We start from the raw sequence: 14597 nt of genomic DNA, 5'->3' as shown, positions 1-14597 counted from the left end.
GAGACTTTACCCAGTAAAACCTATGCTTTTACCATGTAAAGTCTCACGATAAGTTGGGTTTTGCCTAAGCAAAAATTGCACACTTTTGAATAAAATCTTGCAACGTATTGTAAAGCAAACGTTTACGGCTGCACGCTCAAAACTCACGAAAAACCGACAACGGATTTTGTTTTTGATTTTTCGCGAGATATGAAGGGGCAAAACATGCAAATATCGTTTGCGCAAAAAGTGTGCCAAAACGTATTAAATGTTATTGTGCTTCTGATAAAACACACTTTTGTGTTTTGCAAAATGTCATAATTTGTATAATTTTGCATGTGAAAGAATAAGTTGAAGATATACATGTAAAACACAACACACAATGAAAAGAGCACTAATCATAACCGCAATGTGCTTGGCAGTTATCGCTGCAAAAGCACAGAACGCGACAGGTCGTATAGTCAACGAGAGCTTAAAGCCTATAGCTTACGTGAACGTAGTATTACTTTCGGCTGATTCCACATACATCAATGGCGTGACAACGGCTGACGACGGCACGTTCTCTATCTCGTACGACCAAGACAGCTGCTTGCTGAAGGTGTCGTGCGTAGGATACGAGACAAGGTTTCTTGCCGTAAAGGACGAACGAATGGGTGACATCGTGATCTGCCACGACAGCCACATTCTTAAGGAAGTGGTGGTAGAAGCGGCACGCCCAGCCATGAAGATGACGCCGGGCGGAATGAGTTACGACGTTCAGAAATCGTTGCTTTCGCAGGCAGGAACAGCACTCGACGTGCTCTCAGAGCTGCCGCGTGTGAATGTAACCTCGTCGGGAGCTGTCTATGTTTTCGGAATTATGTAGGACAGATAGGCAAATGGCATCTTGACCTCGACGGTACGTACTTTCATTCGAAGGTGGAGCAAGGACAGCACATCGCAGAGGAAAGCTCTACTCTTGAGGAACGCACCGTCAACACATCGTCGAGCCAAAGCAGCAGGATGTGGGCGTGGAAGGCTGCGGCTACGAGAGAACTCTGGAAGGGAGAATTGTCGTTCGGAGCAGAGCAGAGCCGCTCGCATGTGAATGCCGAAAGCCACAACCCCGAGGGCTACATCGACGATTCGGAGAACAAGATGAAGGGGAACAACATAGCCGGATTTCTGACCTACGGACTCAATCTCGGCAACTGGATGGCTGGTGCCGGTATCAGATACGAGCACGTGAAGTCGGACTTCTATTCATTTGGCGTGCGCGACAAGGAAGTCAGCCGCGAGTACAACGACTTCTTCCCGAACGCTTATGTAGGATGGAACAAGGGCGACTGGGCGATACAGATGGCGTACAGCAGGAAGACGAAACGACCTTCTTACAGTCAGTTGCGCAGCTATCAGCAGTATGACAACCGCTTCACCTACGAGAGCGGCAGCCCCGACCTGTAGCCGGCTATCAACCATGAGGTGGAGTTTATGGCGATGTGGAAGTGGATAAACCTCAGTCTGGACTATACCTATACGAGCGACTACATGATCTGGATGTACGATATCTACAAGCAGCAGGCGGCTTCCTACTCTTACTGGCGTAACATCGACCACAAGCAGAACCTCGCAGTGTCCCTCGTCATGCAGCCGAAGTTCGGCTTCTATCAGCCGCAACTGATATTAGCCTACGACCAGCAGTTCTTTGACGCCCGCAGATACGACTATCTGTCAGCGTTGCGCAAGCCGCAGTTCCTGGCGAGTCTGATGAACCGGTTTGTCATCAACAAAACCTTGTGGTTCTCTCTGCAAGGCGCTGCGGTATCCGCTTACGACAGCGGATCGCAAGAGCACAAGTCGTACACATCGGTGAATATGCGTGCGTTCAAGAGCTTCCTCAACGGAACGCTCACCTGCAACCTCTATGTGAACGACATCTTCAACGGTCAGCGCGACCGCTGGAGCATTCGCACGCTGAGGGTTGAGGGCAACAAGAACAGCACCTCCTATACACGCGGCGTAGAACTGCAATTGAACTACTTCTTCAACAGCAAACGCTCAAGGTATAAGGGACAGGGCGCAGGCAAGGACGAGCAGAAGAGATTATAAAGATTAATATATGTTTCATCGTTTTCATTATTTTTGCTCGTGCAATGTCACCTTTTGCCCGTGCCGCTTGTTATATAAATGAACTGGTTCAGCAAGAAGCAACAAACAAGCCGCTTTAGAAAGAAGCAGCAAACGCACCGCTTCTGCACATAGTGACATAAAAAATAACAAGTATAACAATTAAAAACGACAAAAGATTATGGATGAAGTTTTGGCACACGCCTTAGTAGAGATTTTAATTCCGATAGGAGTGGCAGTAGTGCTCCCCGTCGCCATTGTAGCAATCGTGTTCAAAAGTGCTTTGGCATCAGACCGCAACCGCAAGGAGATAATACTCGCCGCATTGGAGAAGAACCCCAACCTCGACGTAGAAGACCTCGTGAAGCGCATGAAGAAGTCGAATAAGCTCATCAAGGAGAAGCTGCTCGCCAGACTCGAGCGCGGCTGCCTCTGCTGTCTTATGGGCGTAGCCTTCGTGCTGCTCTATTTCTTCCTCAGCGTGCAGAACGAATTTCTCATCATTACCGGCCCAGCGCTGATAGCCATTGGCATCGCCTTCCTCGTGAGCTACTTTGTAGGCCGCCGTATGCTCGCGAAGGAGATGGAGGCAGAGCAGCAGAACATGAAGCAAGAATAACAACGTATGACGAGAGAACAATTCATAACGCTTGTGAAGAGCGAGCAGGAGGCATTGCGAGGCTTTCTGCTCGCCCTCTGCTGCGGCAAGCGCGACGACGCTGACGACATAGCGCAGGAGACGCTGGTGAAGGCTTACCTCTCGTCGGCTGGCTATAGGGACGAGGGTAAGTTCCGCGCATGGCTGTTAAAGATAGCGCGCAACACCTTCCTCAACCACAAGGCAAGCATGCGCACGCTCGACGACATCAGCGCAGCGCGCTCCGTGGCGTCAGCCGCCACAGCCGACTCCGCCTTCCGCCATCAGGAGCTGTACATGGCGCTCGCCACACTCTCGGCGAAAGAGCGCTCGGCAGTAGTGATGTTCTACATGAGCGGCTACTCGGTGAAGGAGATAGCCGACATCACCGACTGTACCATAGACGCCGTGAAGAAGCAGCTCTCGCGCGGCAGAGACAACCTTAAAACAATATTGAACGTATGAAGAAAGATAAAGCACTTGAGGAACTCTTCCTCGCAGCCCGACCCACCTTCGACGACAGCGACGCATTCATCGCCAGACTCGAGAAGCGCCTCGACGCCGTGGAGTATCTGAAGCAGCACGAAGAAGCCTGCATCAGACGCTACCGCTACGCCATGCTCGCTGCCTTCGTGCTGGGCATCGTGTTGGGCGGAGGCGCTATAGCCCTGATGCTCGCCATGCCAGCCGAACAGCCACTCTTCTCGTTCGGCGTGGAGAACGCCCTGCTCGTAGCACTCGGACAGTATTCGCGATATGCAGCGCTCGTGCTCGTCTCGGGCCTTGTATGCCTTGCGGTAGTGAGCATAGTGAACATCGTAGTAGATTTGTTGAACCTGCGCGACCAAACACGGGCTTATTGTGTTAAATAAACCTTTTATGCTTGTCTACTTGCGCATTTATGTCTAATTTTGCAAAATATATCTACTTGTAACAATCAAAGACATAACAACTTACATCAAATACTATATTATGAACAGAAGAAACAGACGTTCTGTTGCCTCTGCGATAGCTGCCGTAGCACTGGCTATGGCGGCTTTTCCGGTATCGGCACAGACAAAAGCACAGGCTGCGAAGGCCGGTGCCAACTTCCTCAGTCCGCTGAAGGCAGCAGCGCGTGCAGCCAGCCGCGACCTCTGGGGCTACATGAACAACGCCAACGAATACCCTACAGCCAGCAAACAGCTCGGCTACATGGCGTTCGACGCAGCAACGGCGGGCAACTTCCGCGACCTCAAGACAGAGGACGAACGCACTATGTCGCCTAACGGCGGATCTTCCTACTACGACGGCAAGTACCACGCCGTACACTTCTCGATGTCGCAAGAGACGGGCAAGCTCATCGTGAAGTACTATCAGTTCAACACCGAAGGCAAGTGGCACTCTGAGCTCGCCCCCGATTTCGTTAGCGACCCCTCGCTCATCGCTACAGCCACAGCCACCAGTCAGCTCACCGGCAAGGCATACGGCCAGTTCTATACCAGCGATATGTCGTCGTTCGAGTTCGGCATCATCGACTACAACGAGATGGACCGCACAACGATAGGTCCGTCAAAACACAAGTTCGTGGCAATGGGCGTAAGTTCTGAGGAACGCGTCTACGGCATCGCCACCGACGGCATTCTCTACGAGCTCAACACTATCACCGGCGAAGAAACCGAGGTAGGACCTACCGGCGTATACGTGGCTCCGTCGTCGGAGAAGAGCTGGACACAGAGTGGTGCCATCGACCAGGACGACGATACCTTCTACTGGGCTGCATACGACGCCGAGCGCAAGGGCGCACTCTACTCGGTAGACCTCAAGACCGGTAAGGCAACACTCATCGCCGACTTCCCGCACAACGAGCAGATACTCGGTATGGCTATACCCGAGGCAACACCCGACGCGGCTGCTCCTGCAACACCTACCGGCTTCTCGGTGAAGTTCGACGGTCCGTCAACAAAGGGATGGGTGTCGCTCTCAGCACCGTCGAAGACATACGGCGGACAGACACTCAGCGGCGACGTGAACTACTCGGTACGCTCAGGAAAGACAGAGGTGCTCACCGGCACAATGCCTGCCAACTCTTCAACAACCAAGGAAATCACCGCTCCTGAAGGACTGAACAACTTCACCGTTACATTCTCCAATGCAGCAGGCAAGAGCAAGGCTGCGAAGACCTCGGCATACGTGGGCTACGACGAGCCTAACCAGGTGTCGTTCGCACGTCTGAAGATAGATGACGCAGGTAAGGCTAACGTCACATGGGGCAAGCCTTCGGGCTCAGTACACAACGGCTACCTCGGCGAGCTGCGCTACGACATCGTGCGCTATCCCGACGCAAAGACCGTAGGCACAAACATCAGCGGTCTGTCGTTCTCGGAGACTATCAAGGACAAGAGCCTGCGCAACTACTACTACGGCATTATCCCCGTCAACGGCACAAAGCGTGGCGCAGAGCGTCGCACCGGCGCCGTCTCTTACGGCGACAACATCGTGCCGCCTTACTACGAGGACTTCTCTACAGAGGCTGCGTTCGACCTCTTCAAGGTTGTCGACTCGAACAACGACGGCAAGACATGGGCTTGGCATGAGGTGAAGCAGAGCGCTTGCTACGCAGCTTCTGCGAGCAAGAGCGCCAACGACTGGCTCATCACTCCGACCATACAGCTCGAGGCTAACCACTCTTATAAGGTGGCGTTCACAGCACGCGCTTCAAGTGCTTACTTCCCCGAGAAGATCGAGGCCAAGTGGGGCAAGAAGCAGGACGTAGCAAGTCTCACCAACACCTTCCTCGCAGCTACAAAGCTGTCGGCTACAAGCACTACATACGACAGCGAGATTCGCACCTCTGCCGCTCAGCAGTTCTTCCTTGGCATACACGCCATTAGCGACAAGGCGATGGATTATATCTACGTAGAGGACTTCTCTATCGTCGACAACGGACACCTCAACGGACCGGCTGCTGTGGAGAACCTGACCTTCACACCCGACCCGACAACAGCGCTGAAGGCTACTCTCAGCTTCACACTGCCTAAAAAGACAGTTGCAGGCAAGGCGCTTACAGACGTCACAAAGGTGATCGTGACACGCGACGGCGTAACCGTTAAGGAGTTCGGAGCAAGCAAGGCTGGAGCTACTCTCTCTTGCGACGACAACTCGCCGGTGGCTGGCTTTAACAACTACACCATCACAGCCTACACCGCAGCAGGCGCAGGCACACCGACCGTATTCGCCGGATACGTAGGTCTCGACAAGCCGGCTCCGCTCACAAACGTGAACGCTACCGACGTGAAGACCGGCGTGAAGCTCACATGGGACAAGGCTTCTAATCGCGGCACAAACGGTGGCGCTGTCATCACCAACGACGTAACGTACAACGCTTACCGCGTGCGCATCTCTGACGGCGTAACAAGTCAGCAGCTCATCGGTACGGCTACAGAGAACTCGTTCACCGAGAAGTTCAACACTACCGAGGGCGAGCAGGCTGTGCGTCTCTACTCTGTAGGCGCAAAGAACAGCAAGGGCGAGAGCGAGCATGTAATGTCTTCGCCGATCGTCACCGGCAAGGCATACACTTTGCCGTATACCTCTCACTTCGCTGAGGGCGAGGCTAACAGCTTGTGGTGGTCGCTCGGTCTCGATGAGGAAGGCGGCATCGGTTTCCTTCTCAACACACAGACCTCAAGCGACGGCGACAGCCACTGCCGCGTGTTCACATCGTTCAGCAAGGGTGGCACAGCCGACCTCAGTTCTGGTAAGATAGCTCTCGCTGGTGCCAACAACCCGGCTGTGTTCTTCAGCTACAATGGCACAACCGGCAAGAACTGCGTTCTCAAGGTGTACGCTCAGACTCCTGACGGCACACGCAAGCTCATCGGCACCGTCGACTACTCTAAGCTCAGCGGAAAGGCTGAGGACTGGCGCCGCACATCGTTCAAGATTCCGGTTGAGATGGCTAAGAGCGACTATGTGATGCTTACCTTCGTAGGCGAGGCTGACACATACGGCGTCGTTCGCATCGACGATGTATGCGTTCGCAACATCTACAGCAACGACCTCGCTGTGAGCATTTCGGCTCCTGCCAAGATGAAGAGAGGCGTGTCGGGCAAGGCTACGGTAACGGTGACGAACAACGGCGAGAAGGATGCTTCAAACTATCGCGTGATGCTCACCGCTGACGGCACTCTGGCGTTCGACCAGACCGTGACAGAGGTGCTCAAGCCGCTCCAGACAAAGTCGTTCACCGTAGACGTGAAGAGCAACGTTACAAGCCAGTCGTCTAAGTTGCGCCTCGTGGCTGACGTAGAGTATGCTGCTGACCAGTATAAGGCTGACAATACGGCTAATTGCATGGTGGACCTCGTTGAGTCGGGCGTTCCTTCGCCTAAAAACTTCTCGGCTACAAACGACCAGGCTGCAAGCAAGCTCACCATGAACTGGAGCGTTCCGACTCCGGCAAGCATCCAGAATCGCGAGACATTCGAGAACTACGACAACTGGACTATCAACCAGTTCGGCGACTGGACTACCTATTCTTCTATCAAGAGTGGTGAGACTGGCGGTCTGTGGGGCTCGCAGGGTATGCCTTTCCCGCATGAGAACGAGCTGTACAACTATATCGTGTTCAACCCGGATGCTATCCAGGACGGTATCACTTCGCAGAACTTCACTCTCAAGCCTCACGGTGGTGAGAAGTGTCTGATGACTATGTTCGCTCGCGAGATTGTCAACAAGAAGTTCGTTTACTACGATGCCGACAACTGGCTCATCTCGCCGATGCTCTCTGGCGAGGCGCAGACTGTGCTCTTCTGGGCTAACAACGGTCAGCCAGACCCGTCGAACATCCGCTATCCGCAGACCATCGAGGTTTACTACTCTGACAAGACCAACGACCATGCCGACTTCAAGAAGCTCGAGACCTTCACACACAGCGGCGGCAAGTGGGACTCTTACACAGTAGACCTGCCTGAGGGCGCAAGCTACTTCGCTATACGTTGCGCTACACCTGAGAATAACGCTTACATGCTGCTGCTCGACGACATCGTCTACAAGGCAGGCTTCGGCAAGCTCGAGGGCTTCCGCGTATATCGCAACGACAAGATGATTGAGCAGCTTCCGGTTACCGCTACATCTTACACCGTCAACTACGACCCGCAGGCTGAGCCTACACGCTACAGCGTATCGGCTGTGTACACCGGTGGCGAGTCGGTAAGCGTTTCTTCTGACGACTGCCAGACCGCTATCAACGGTGTTACAATCGACGCTCAGCATCCGGTTGATGTCTACACCGTAGACGGCAAGCTCGTGATGAAGAACGCCACATCGCTCCGCCCGCTGAAGCGCGGCGTATACGTTGTGAATGGCGTTAAGATCGTGAAGTAAACTTTAGGGGGTGCACTTGTCTCAAGTGCACCAACATAACATTGGTGCACTTTTCTCTGTTGGTGCACTTCTTGCTCTGGCAAGCGGCAAAGCCGAGCGGAGACAAGTGCACCCCCTTGGTGTTATCGGACAACCCTAATACAAAAAAGCGCCTCGCTTGGATTATTTCCAAGCGAGGCGCTTTTTTTGTTCGTTATATAGCTATCTCAGCTGCGGCGATACTCCGACGGCGACATGCCGGTGTGTTCTTTGAAGTATTTGCCGAGGAACGACTGGTTGGAGAAGTTGAGCTCTTGCGCAATCTCCTTGATGCTTTTCTGCGTATTGCGTAGCAGCATACGCAGTTCGATGGTGACGTAAGAGTCGATCCACTCGTTCGGCGTGCGCTTCGACACCGCCTTGATTGTCTCGGAGAGATACTTGGGCGATATGCAGAGCTGCTCGGAGTACCAGCCCACGCGGCGCTCCGCACGGAAGTTCTTCTCCACGAGCTTTATGAACTGTGTGAATATCTCCTCGGCGCGTGTGTTGCAGCTCTCGTTCTGTGCCTGCACACTGTAGATGACGTTCGAGAGTTCGTACGCCATGGCGAGGAACATCGCCTGCACCATCTCGCGGCGGAAGCGGTTCTCTGGCTCGTCAATCTTTGTCTTCATGCGGAAGAATGTCTCGTGTATGAAGTCGGCGCGCTCCTTCGGCAGTCGGAACACGGGGTGGTTGCGTGCGAAGAGGAAGAGCGACGATAGTTCGTGTACGCTCTTTATCGTCTCGTTGAAGAACTTGTAGTCGACGAGTATGCCTATGCCGCGGCAGTCGGGCGAGAGCGTGCAGTTGTACACCGAGCGGCCTTGGTTGATGATGATAAGGTCGCCGGGCTCAACGTTGTGCTTCATCGAGTCGACGTAGTAGCTCACGTTGCCTTCGAGGCACATGGCGAGCAGAAGACACTGCATGCGGCGCGGTTCGCGCGGAATGGGTATCTTCGACACTTCGTCGAGTAGTAGTATGTCGTTGCCTATGTGGCTTCCGTCGCAGAATCTTACACTCTGGCTGACGGTGATGTCTCTGAAATCGGGCATGGTGGTGTGGTGTTGAGATGGTGTGGTGTTGAGATGGTGTGGTGTTGAGATGGTGAGGTGGTGAGGTGGTGAGGTGGTGAGATGTTGATTATTGTTGTGGTTTCTTCAGTCGGAGGTTGAGCTGGAACAAGGATGCTCCGAATATCATCAGCGAGAAGAGCATGGCGAGCGCCACGCGCTTCATATCGCCTCCGAAGAAGTCGACGAACTTCATGTCGGCAGCCTGCGGCATGATGCGGTAGAGCAGTACGGCGGTAGAGTTGTTCACCCAGTGGAACACCACGCCAGGCATTATGCTTCCCGTGCGCACGTACATCCATCCGAGCAGCAGTCCGCAGAGGAACGCTCCGATGCCCTGCGCCATATTGCCGTGGACGATGGCGAAGAGCGCTGCCGAGAGTGCTATGGCTACCCACTGGCGGTGTTTGCCCACCATGTCGCAGAGCACGCGCAGTATGGCTCCGCGGAAAACGTATTCCTCGGCGATAGGCGCTATGATGCCAATGGTGATGAAGCCCAGTTTATGGCTCATGATGCCCTTGAACATCTCGTTGTACGTGTCGGGCAGTTCTACGCCGAGCAGTTCGTTGAGGTAGGCGAGCGGTGCAATGGTGCCAATGGTGAGGCACACCACCCAGAACATCGTGAACCACGGGCGTGTGTTGATATAGTCGCCGGAGCATGGCGTCCAGCGCAGTTTGTAGAACAGCGCTATAGTGATGAGGCTGCTCACAAGCGTTGTGATGGTTGTGATGCCGGCAGTAATGCCTGCTGTCTGATTGACTAACATCACTACAGCAATTGTTATCGCTTGTATCGTGAGGAAGGCGAAGAGGTACAACGCCACGTTCAGTATTTCTCGCTTTTTCATATTTTGATGTTGAGATGTTGTTTTGTTGAGATATGATGTTGAGGTGTTGTTATGTTGAGGTGTTGAGATATGATGTTGAGATGTTGTTGTCTGTACTATTGTCAACATCTCACCACCTCACCATTACAACACCATTTCAACCTCTTTCTTGTCAGCTTCGAGCTGTTTCTGCAGCGCCTCCACGCTTTCAAACTGTCGTTCGTCGCGCAGCTTTCTGCCGAACTCCACTCGCACTTTCCGTCCGTATATGTCGCCCTCGAAGCCGATGATGTGCGCTTCGATGGTGGTCTGCTGGCGCTGGAAGGTAGGGTTGTTGCCGATGTTGAGCATTGCCGGCATCCACTCGCCGCCCTCTATGCTCACCCTCGTGGCGTAGACGCCGTTCTGCGGCACGAGCTTCTCCGTGCTCTCAGGCACGATGTTCGCCGTGGGGAATCCTATTCGTCTGCCCTCCTGAAAGCCGTGCGCCACGCTGCCAGCGATGGAGTAGGGGTGACCCAAGCAGTTGTTCGCCTCCAGGATGTTGCCCTCAGCAAGCAGACGCCGTATGAGCGACGACGACACACGCAGCCCGTCGATGTCTATCGGCGTGTTCTGCACCACCTCCATGCCCATCTCGGCGCCGTAGCGCACATAGTCGTCGAAGTCCTCGGCGCGGTTGTGCCCGAAGCGGTTGTCGTAGCCCGTGAGCAGCAGCGCCACGCCGTACTTCTCGTGCAGCACGCGGCGCATGAACTCGTACGCCGAGAGCTGCGCCATCTCCGTGTCGAAGTGGAGCACCTCTATGCGGTCGGCTGCGGTGGCTTTAAGCAGCTGCAGCTTCTCGTCGGCTGTGGTTATGAGTTGTGGTATATAGTCGGCGTGCACCACTTGGCGCGGATGACGGTCGAACGTAATGACGAGCGACTGTCTTCCACGTGCGTGTGCCATCTCCGTGAGGCTGTCTATCATGAACTGGTGTCCGCGATGTACGCCATCGAAGAAACCTATTGTTGCGCAATAATCGTATCTCATACATGCAAAGATACTGATTTTAAGACGAATGGCAAAAGAATACGGCTAAAACCTACCAGCGGTTGAACAGTTCGAGACTGAATCGGACGGCTACATCCGTAAAGCGCCACTTCTTCTGCGAGGCGAACACGCCGATAGACACGGCACGCGTCTGCACGCCGTAGCCCCATTCCACGTAGGGCGTGAGGTGGCTCACCGAGAGCACGTTCACGTACACGCGCTCCTTCTCCAGCAGTCGGCCGATGAGCGGCATCCAGTAGAGCGCCAGCTGCGGCGTCTCGTACGTCACGTTGCCGCGCACGTAGTATTGCGAGGCGTTGTACCAGTTGGAGTTGAGCAGCTCGAACGATCCCGACCAGTTGTCGTTCCATCCGTTCGGTAGGTTGTTCTCGCGGAAGTTGGAGTAATCGAGAAAGTAGCGGCCCTCTCCGCTGTGTGTGTAGAAGCCCGTGCCCAGACGCATCTGCACCGAGTTGAGCGCCGATATGCGGTGGATGTACTGCGCGTCGAACTCCATGCGCTCGTAGTTGATGTTGGCGCCCATGAATCCGTCGATGCTGCGCTCGTAGTTGGCTGTCAGGATAGGTCCGTTGTAGCCCATCGGGCGATATGTCAGCTCCACCATCGGCGCCACAGATGTATATGTCGTAGGCATTCCTGCTTCATGAAATCCCGAGTCGTGTATAGCTGTGCGGCGGTGCCAGTTCACACCCACTTCGAAGCCCCACTTCGGCGTCGGGTCGTAATGTGCGTACAGCTTCAGACTATGGTCGCGGAAGTAAGTCAGGTTCAGACTGTCCCAGTTCACCGTGTTGTCGCGCCGGTCCTTCACGTAGTCGAGCACCGACGAGTTGTGTATGCGTCTGCCCGTAGCCCATTCCGAACGCACGAATCCGTTGTGGCGGTTGTCGAAGTAGTAGGTGAGCGGAATATTGAAGAATAACTGCTGCTGCTTGAACGAGTAGCCCGTCTTCACACGCGCCTGAATCTTCTGGTTGTCGGTGAAGTTGTACTGCCCCTGCACGTCGAACATATATGTCAGACCGCGACGGTTGCTGTAGGTGAAGTAGAGCGGATTCAGAATCGGACCGATGCGGAACGCTCCGCGCTTGTCCTTGCCGATGTCGCCGCCGATGCGCCCCAGCAGCGCCTGCCCCACGTCGCGCAGCAGTCGGCGGTTGTATTTGTTGTTCTTCGATCCGTCGGTTGAGTCCGCCGCCACAGAGTCCTCCACGCTCTGTCTGTACAGATACTCCTCATGCTCCGTCAGCGGCATCGGACGCACGCGTTCGAACAGCCTTCTCTCGTCAATCTTCCGGATGGTGTCGGCAGCGTTCTTCGCATTCCTTACGGGCAGCAGCCTCGCCTCCTCCTCAGTCAGTCCGATAGAAGGCAGTCCGTACGCCGTGGTGTACTCCGCCGTAATGTCGTTGCCGAGGAACAGAAAGCGCGAGTTCAGACTGCAATACTTCGGCAGCAGTCGGCGTCCCTTCTCCTCGTCCATCGTCGTCGACAGATGGAAGCGCACCAGGTCGTATTCGCCGTCCAATGCCAGCTCGATGATGCGGCCCGTCTGCTCGTCCACCTGCGCCCAACCGCGCACCAGCAGCGTACTGCGCACCCGCGGCGAGAAGTTCACCAGCGCCGTGCCCTTCGTCAGCGGCATCGCACGATAGCAGTAGTAGCGTCGGTTGCGTCTATGGAAAGGCGAAATGATGCGGTCGTTGATGAGCATCTCCTCATAGATGAGCGGAGTGAGGTACGAAAGCACCGTCGGCATGGGCAGCGACTTGCGCGGCGTGGTAGAGTTCTCCAGAATACGCTGCGCCGTGATGCGGCCCTCGCCGTCAACGGACATGCGGTTGAACGTCTCGCCGAACACCTCGCGCTTGCTCGCGTTTGCAATGGCAAACATCGAGGGCACCGTGAGCAGCACGGCGTTGCGACGGTTCGTGCGAATAGAGTATTTCGTGTAGGCATAACCCTCCTTCGGACGGCTCTCGGCGGTGTCCAACGAGGCTGCATAACCGAACACGCGCCTCATCGTCTGAAGCGTGTACCTGCGATTGTCTGCACCGAAACCGTCATAGACAAACACAAAAAGCGCTATTAATATAAATAATGTGCGTCTCAATCTTCCTTGTTATACTACATACTATGGTCGTTCGCGTCCGCCGCCCGATCGGATTGCGTCCGCCGTCCAATCAGATTGCGTCCGCCGTCCAATCAGTTTCCGTCCGCCGTCCGATTGGATTCCGTCCGCCGCCCGATCAGATTCCGTCCGCCGTCCAATCGGATTGCGTCCGCCGTCCGATCAGATTGCGTTCGCCGTCCGACCATCAACATACGCTTGCAAAAGTAGTTAAAATAATGACAAACGCCCCATTTCCTCACCGAATACCCCTCAAAACATAACTTTTATTAATGATTTTTCAGTCCTTCCTCGCCTCATCGCCTTGTTTTTTGTATCAAACTTTCTGTTTTTTTGTAGCAATATCCTTGTTTTTTCGGTTCTTTCTTATTGTTTTATGCAGAAAACGTTCCAAATATTTGGCGTTTTTCCCGAAAAACACTACCTTTGCATCTGCAAACTTATCCTAACACATAGGTTAAGTCGGACTTGTAGCTCAGTTGGTTAGAGCAACAGACTCATAATCTGGAGGTCCCTGGTTCAAGCCCAGGCTGGTCCACGCTTCTATTACAGCGACTTACGCTTCGGCGTAGGCCGCTGTTTTTGGTTTGATTTCTGCGTAAACAAACTGCTTGAGTCATGGATGTTTACGTTGTGATATTCTCTGAAACTCCCCATCATTCCATAAGATGTTATCTCGTGTCTTGTTTTAATGTGCGATTGAAGAATTATGCTTCATTCCAATAAATTTTTCATTGAACATGATACATTGTCATGCAAAAGCCTTACTTTTGCGATGTCTATACTCATACCGAAAGCCCCAATGGGCAGAGGTTGGGCAGACGTATACATAATAAGGGAGATTATGAAGAAACTTCTTATCATATTGGCACTTGCATTATCATCTTCTATGTCTATGTTTGCTGACTTTTCCAATAGAGGACGATACTCAGACTTTACAGACCACAAATCAAGCATATTGGATATACTACCAATTTTAATCTTTATTTGTATCGTTGGGATATTCCTTTATTATGGAGCTAAGGAATATTGGAGCAAACATAAAGATAGTATTGTAGGAAACCTAACGCTCATTGGAACTGGCATCCTGTTTGTCTTGTTTTTACGCTTTGGATTAAAATCATGTGAACCTACTGACAAAAAGAGCCATAATGTTGCAAAACAAGAAACCAATCAGATACCAACTTACCAAGACCATACAAGAGCTTGGAATGGTAATCAGCAAACAGGCACACCGATTAAGACGAAAGAAAATGATTTCTTAGTTGCTGTTGTCAACAATCCGTCATACAGCATTTATGACCTTATTATGATTGCAGGGCTAAACTCTCATAATACGCAGTTTCTCACAGAACAAGAATATGCAGGTTCTAAATTTGTCAGTAGGTTCAC

The 14597-nt window shown here is 53.2% G+C and carries 10 protein-coding genes, 1 tRNA gene and 1 pseudogene; 8 read left to right on the top strand and 4 right to left on the bottom strand.

Annotated elements, in window-relative coordinates:
• The first annotated feature begins 361 nt into the window (after positions 1-361).
• The 6 genes and pseudogenes from KTQ90_RS10830 to KTQ90_RS10800 all read left to right on the top strand — a co-directional run bounded on the left by KTQ90_RS10830 (position 362) and on the right by KTQ90_RS10800 (position 8089).
• On the top strand, positions 362-844 hold the full coding sequence (locus tag KTQ90_RS10830) for a carboxypeptidase-like regulatory domain-containing protein (RefSeq protein ID WP_217318445.1): 483 nt from the start codon (positions 362-364) through the stop codon (positions 842-844).
• Positions 742-2067 (top strand): annotated as a pseudogene (locus KTQ90_RS13760) (outer membrane beta-barrel family protein). Before KTQ90_RS10830 ends, KTQ90_RS13760 begins: the two are co-directional and overlap by 103 nt.
• Before the next feature lie 199 nt (positions 2068-2266).
• The gene (locus tag KTQ90_RS10815) at positions 2267-2704 is read left to right on the top strand and encodes a DUF6249 domain-containing protein (RefSeq protein ID WP_217318443.1); all 438 of its coding nucleotides are present in this window, start codon (positions 2267-2269) and stop codon (positions 2702-2704) included.
• Between the two features lie 6 nt (positions 2705-2710).
• Positions 2711-3187 (top strand): RNA polymerase sigma factor, encoded by a 477-nt coding sequence (locus tag KTQ90_RS10810; protein WP_217318442.1) that lies wholly within the window; start codon positions 2711-2713, stop codon positions 3185-3187.
• Complete coding sequence (locus KTQ90_RS10805) at positions 3184-3594, top strand: hypothetical protein (RefSeq protein WP_217318441.1); 411 nt, start codon at positions 3184-3186, stop codon at positions 3592-3594. The genes KTQ90_RS10810 and KTQ90_RS10805 overlap by 4 nt, the downstream gene beginning before the upstream one ends.
• A 100-nt stretch (positions 3595-3694) precedes the next feature.
• Positions 3695-8089: a choice-of-anchor J domain-containing protein gene (locus KTQ90_RS10800; RefSeq protein ID WP_217318440.1), complete on the top strand. Its 4395-nt coding sequence runs from the start codon at positions 3695-3697 to the stop codon at positions 8087-8089.
• Positions 8090-8295: 206 nt separating this feature from the next.
• On the opposite strand, the gene KTQ90_RS10795 is transcribed toward KTQ90_RS10800, so the two are convergent.
• From KTQ90_RS10795 to KTQ90_RS10780, 4 genes are all read right to left on the bottom strand, one after another.
• Positions 8296-9168 carry an AraC family transcriptional regulator gene (locus KTQ90_RS10795; protein WP_217318439.1) on the bottom strand — a complete coding sequence of 291 codons (873 nt, stop codon included), beginning with the start codon at positions 9166-9168 and terminating at the stop codon, positions 8296-8298.
• Positions 9169-9256: 88 nt separating this feature from the next.
• The gene (locus KTQ90_RS10790) at positions 9257-10039 is read right to left on the bottom strand and encodes a CPBP family intramembrane glutamic endopeptidase (protein WP_217318438.1); all 783 of its coding nucleotides are present in this window, start codon (positions 10037-10039) and stop codon (positions 9257-9259) included.
• A gap of 123 nt (positions 10040-10162) precedes the next feature.
• Positions 10163-11053: a bifunctional riboflavin kinase/FAD synthetase gene (locus KTQ90_RS10785; RefSeq protein ID WP_217318437.1), complete on the bottom strand. Its 891-nt coding sequence runs from the start codon at positions 11051-11053 to the stop codon at positions 10163-10165.
• A gap of 52 nt (positions 11054-11105) precedes the next feature.
• Positions 11106-13151 (bottom strand): DUF5686 family protein, encoded by a 2046-nt coding sequence (locus tag KTQ90_RS10780; protein WP_217318436.1) that lies wholly within the window; start codon positions 13149-13151, stop codon positions 11106-11108.
• A 518-nt stretch (positions 13152-13669) separates the two neighbouring features.
• Between KTQ90_RS10780 and KTQ90_RS10775 the strand changes: the two genes are divergently transcribed.
• Both KTQ90_RS10775 and KTQ90_RS10770 read left to right on the top strand, forming a co-directional pair.
• Positions 13670-13743, top strand: a tRNA-Ile gene (locus KTQ90_RS10775).
• A 306-nt stretch (positions 13744-14049) separates the two neighbouring features.
• The coding region (locus KTQ90_RS10770; RefSeq protein WP_217318435.1) for a hypothetical protein at positions 14050-14597 on the top strand (548 nt) is incomplete at its 3' end.

It is taken from the genome of Leyella stercorea (assembly GCF_019052365.1).
GTDB lineage: Bacteria > Bacteroidota > Bacteroidia > Bacteroidales > Bacteroidaceae > Prevotella.
The sequence above is the reverse complement of the archived record's forward strand: the minus strand, read 5'-3'. Positions and strand labels throughout refer to the sequence as shown.

Excerpts from the sequence above, each read along its gene's own strand:
- KTQ90_RS10830 (WP_217318445.1), top strand. The coding sequence starts at position 362 with ATGAAAAGAGCACTAATCATAACCGCAATGTGCTTGGCAGTTATCGCT.
- KTQ90_RS10815 (WP_217318443.1), top strand. The coding sequence starts at position 2,267 with ATGGATGAAGTTTTGGCACACGCCTTAGTAGAGATTTTAATTCCGATA.
- KTQ90_RS10810 (WP_217318442.1), top strand. The coding sequence starts at position 2,711 with ATGACGAGAGAACAATTCATAACGCTTGTGAAGAGCGAGCAGGAGGCA.
- KTQ90_RS10805 (WP_217318441.1), top strand. The coding sequence starts at position 3,184 with ATGAAGAAAGATAAAGCACTTGAGGAACTCTTCCTCGCAGCCCGACCC.
- KTQ90_RS10800 (WP_217318440.1), top strand. The coding sequence starts at position 3,695 with ATGAACAGAAGAAACAGACGTTCTGTTGCCTCTGCGATAGCTGCCGTA.
- KTQ90_RS10795 (WP_217318439.1), bottom strand. The coding sequence starts at position 9,168 with ATGCCCGATTTCAGAGACATCACCGTCAGCCAGAGTGTAAGATTCTGC.
- KTQ90_RS10790 (WP_217318438.1), bottom strand. The coding sequence starts at position 10,039 with ATGAAAAAGCGAGAAATACTGAACGTGGCGTTGTACCTCTTCGCCTTC.
- KTQ90_RS10785 (WP_217318437.1), bottom strand. The coding sequence starts at position 11,053 with ATGAGATACGATTATTGCGCAACAATAGGTTTCTTCGATGGCGTACAT.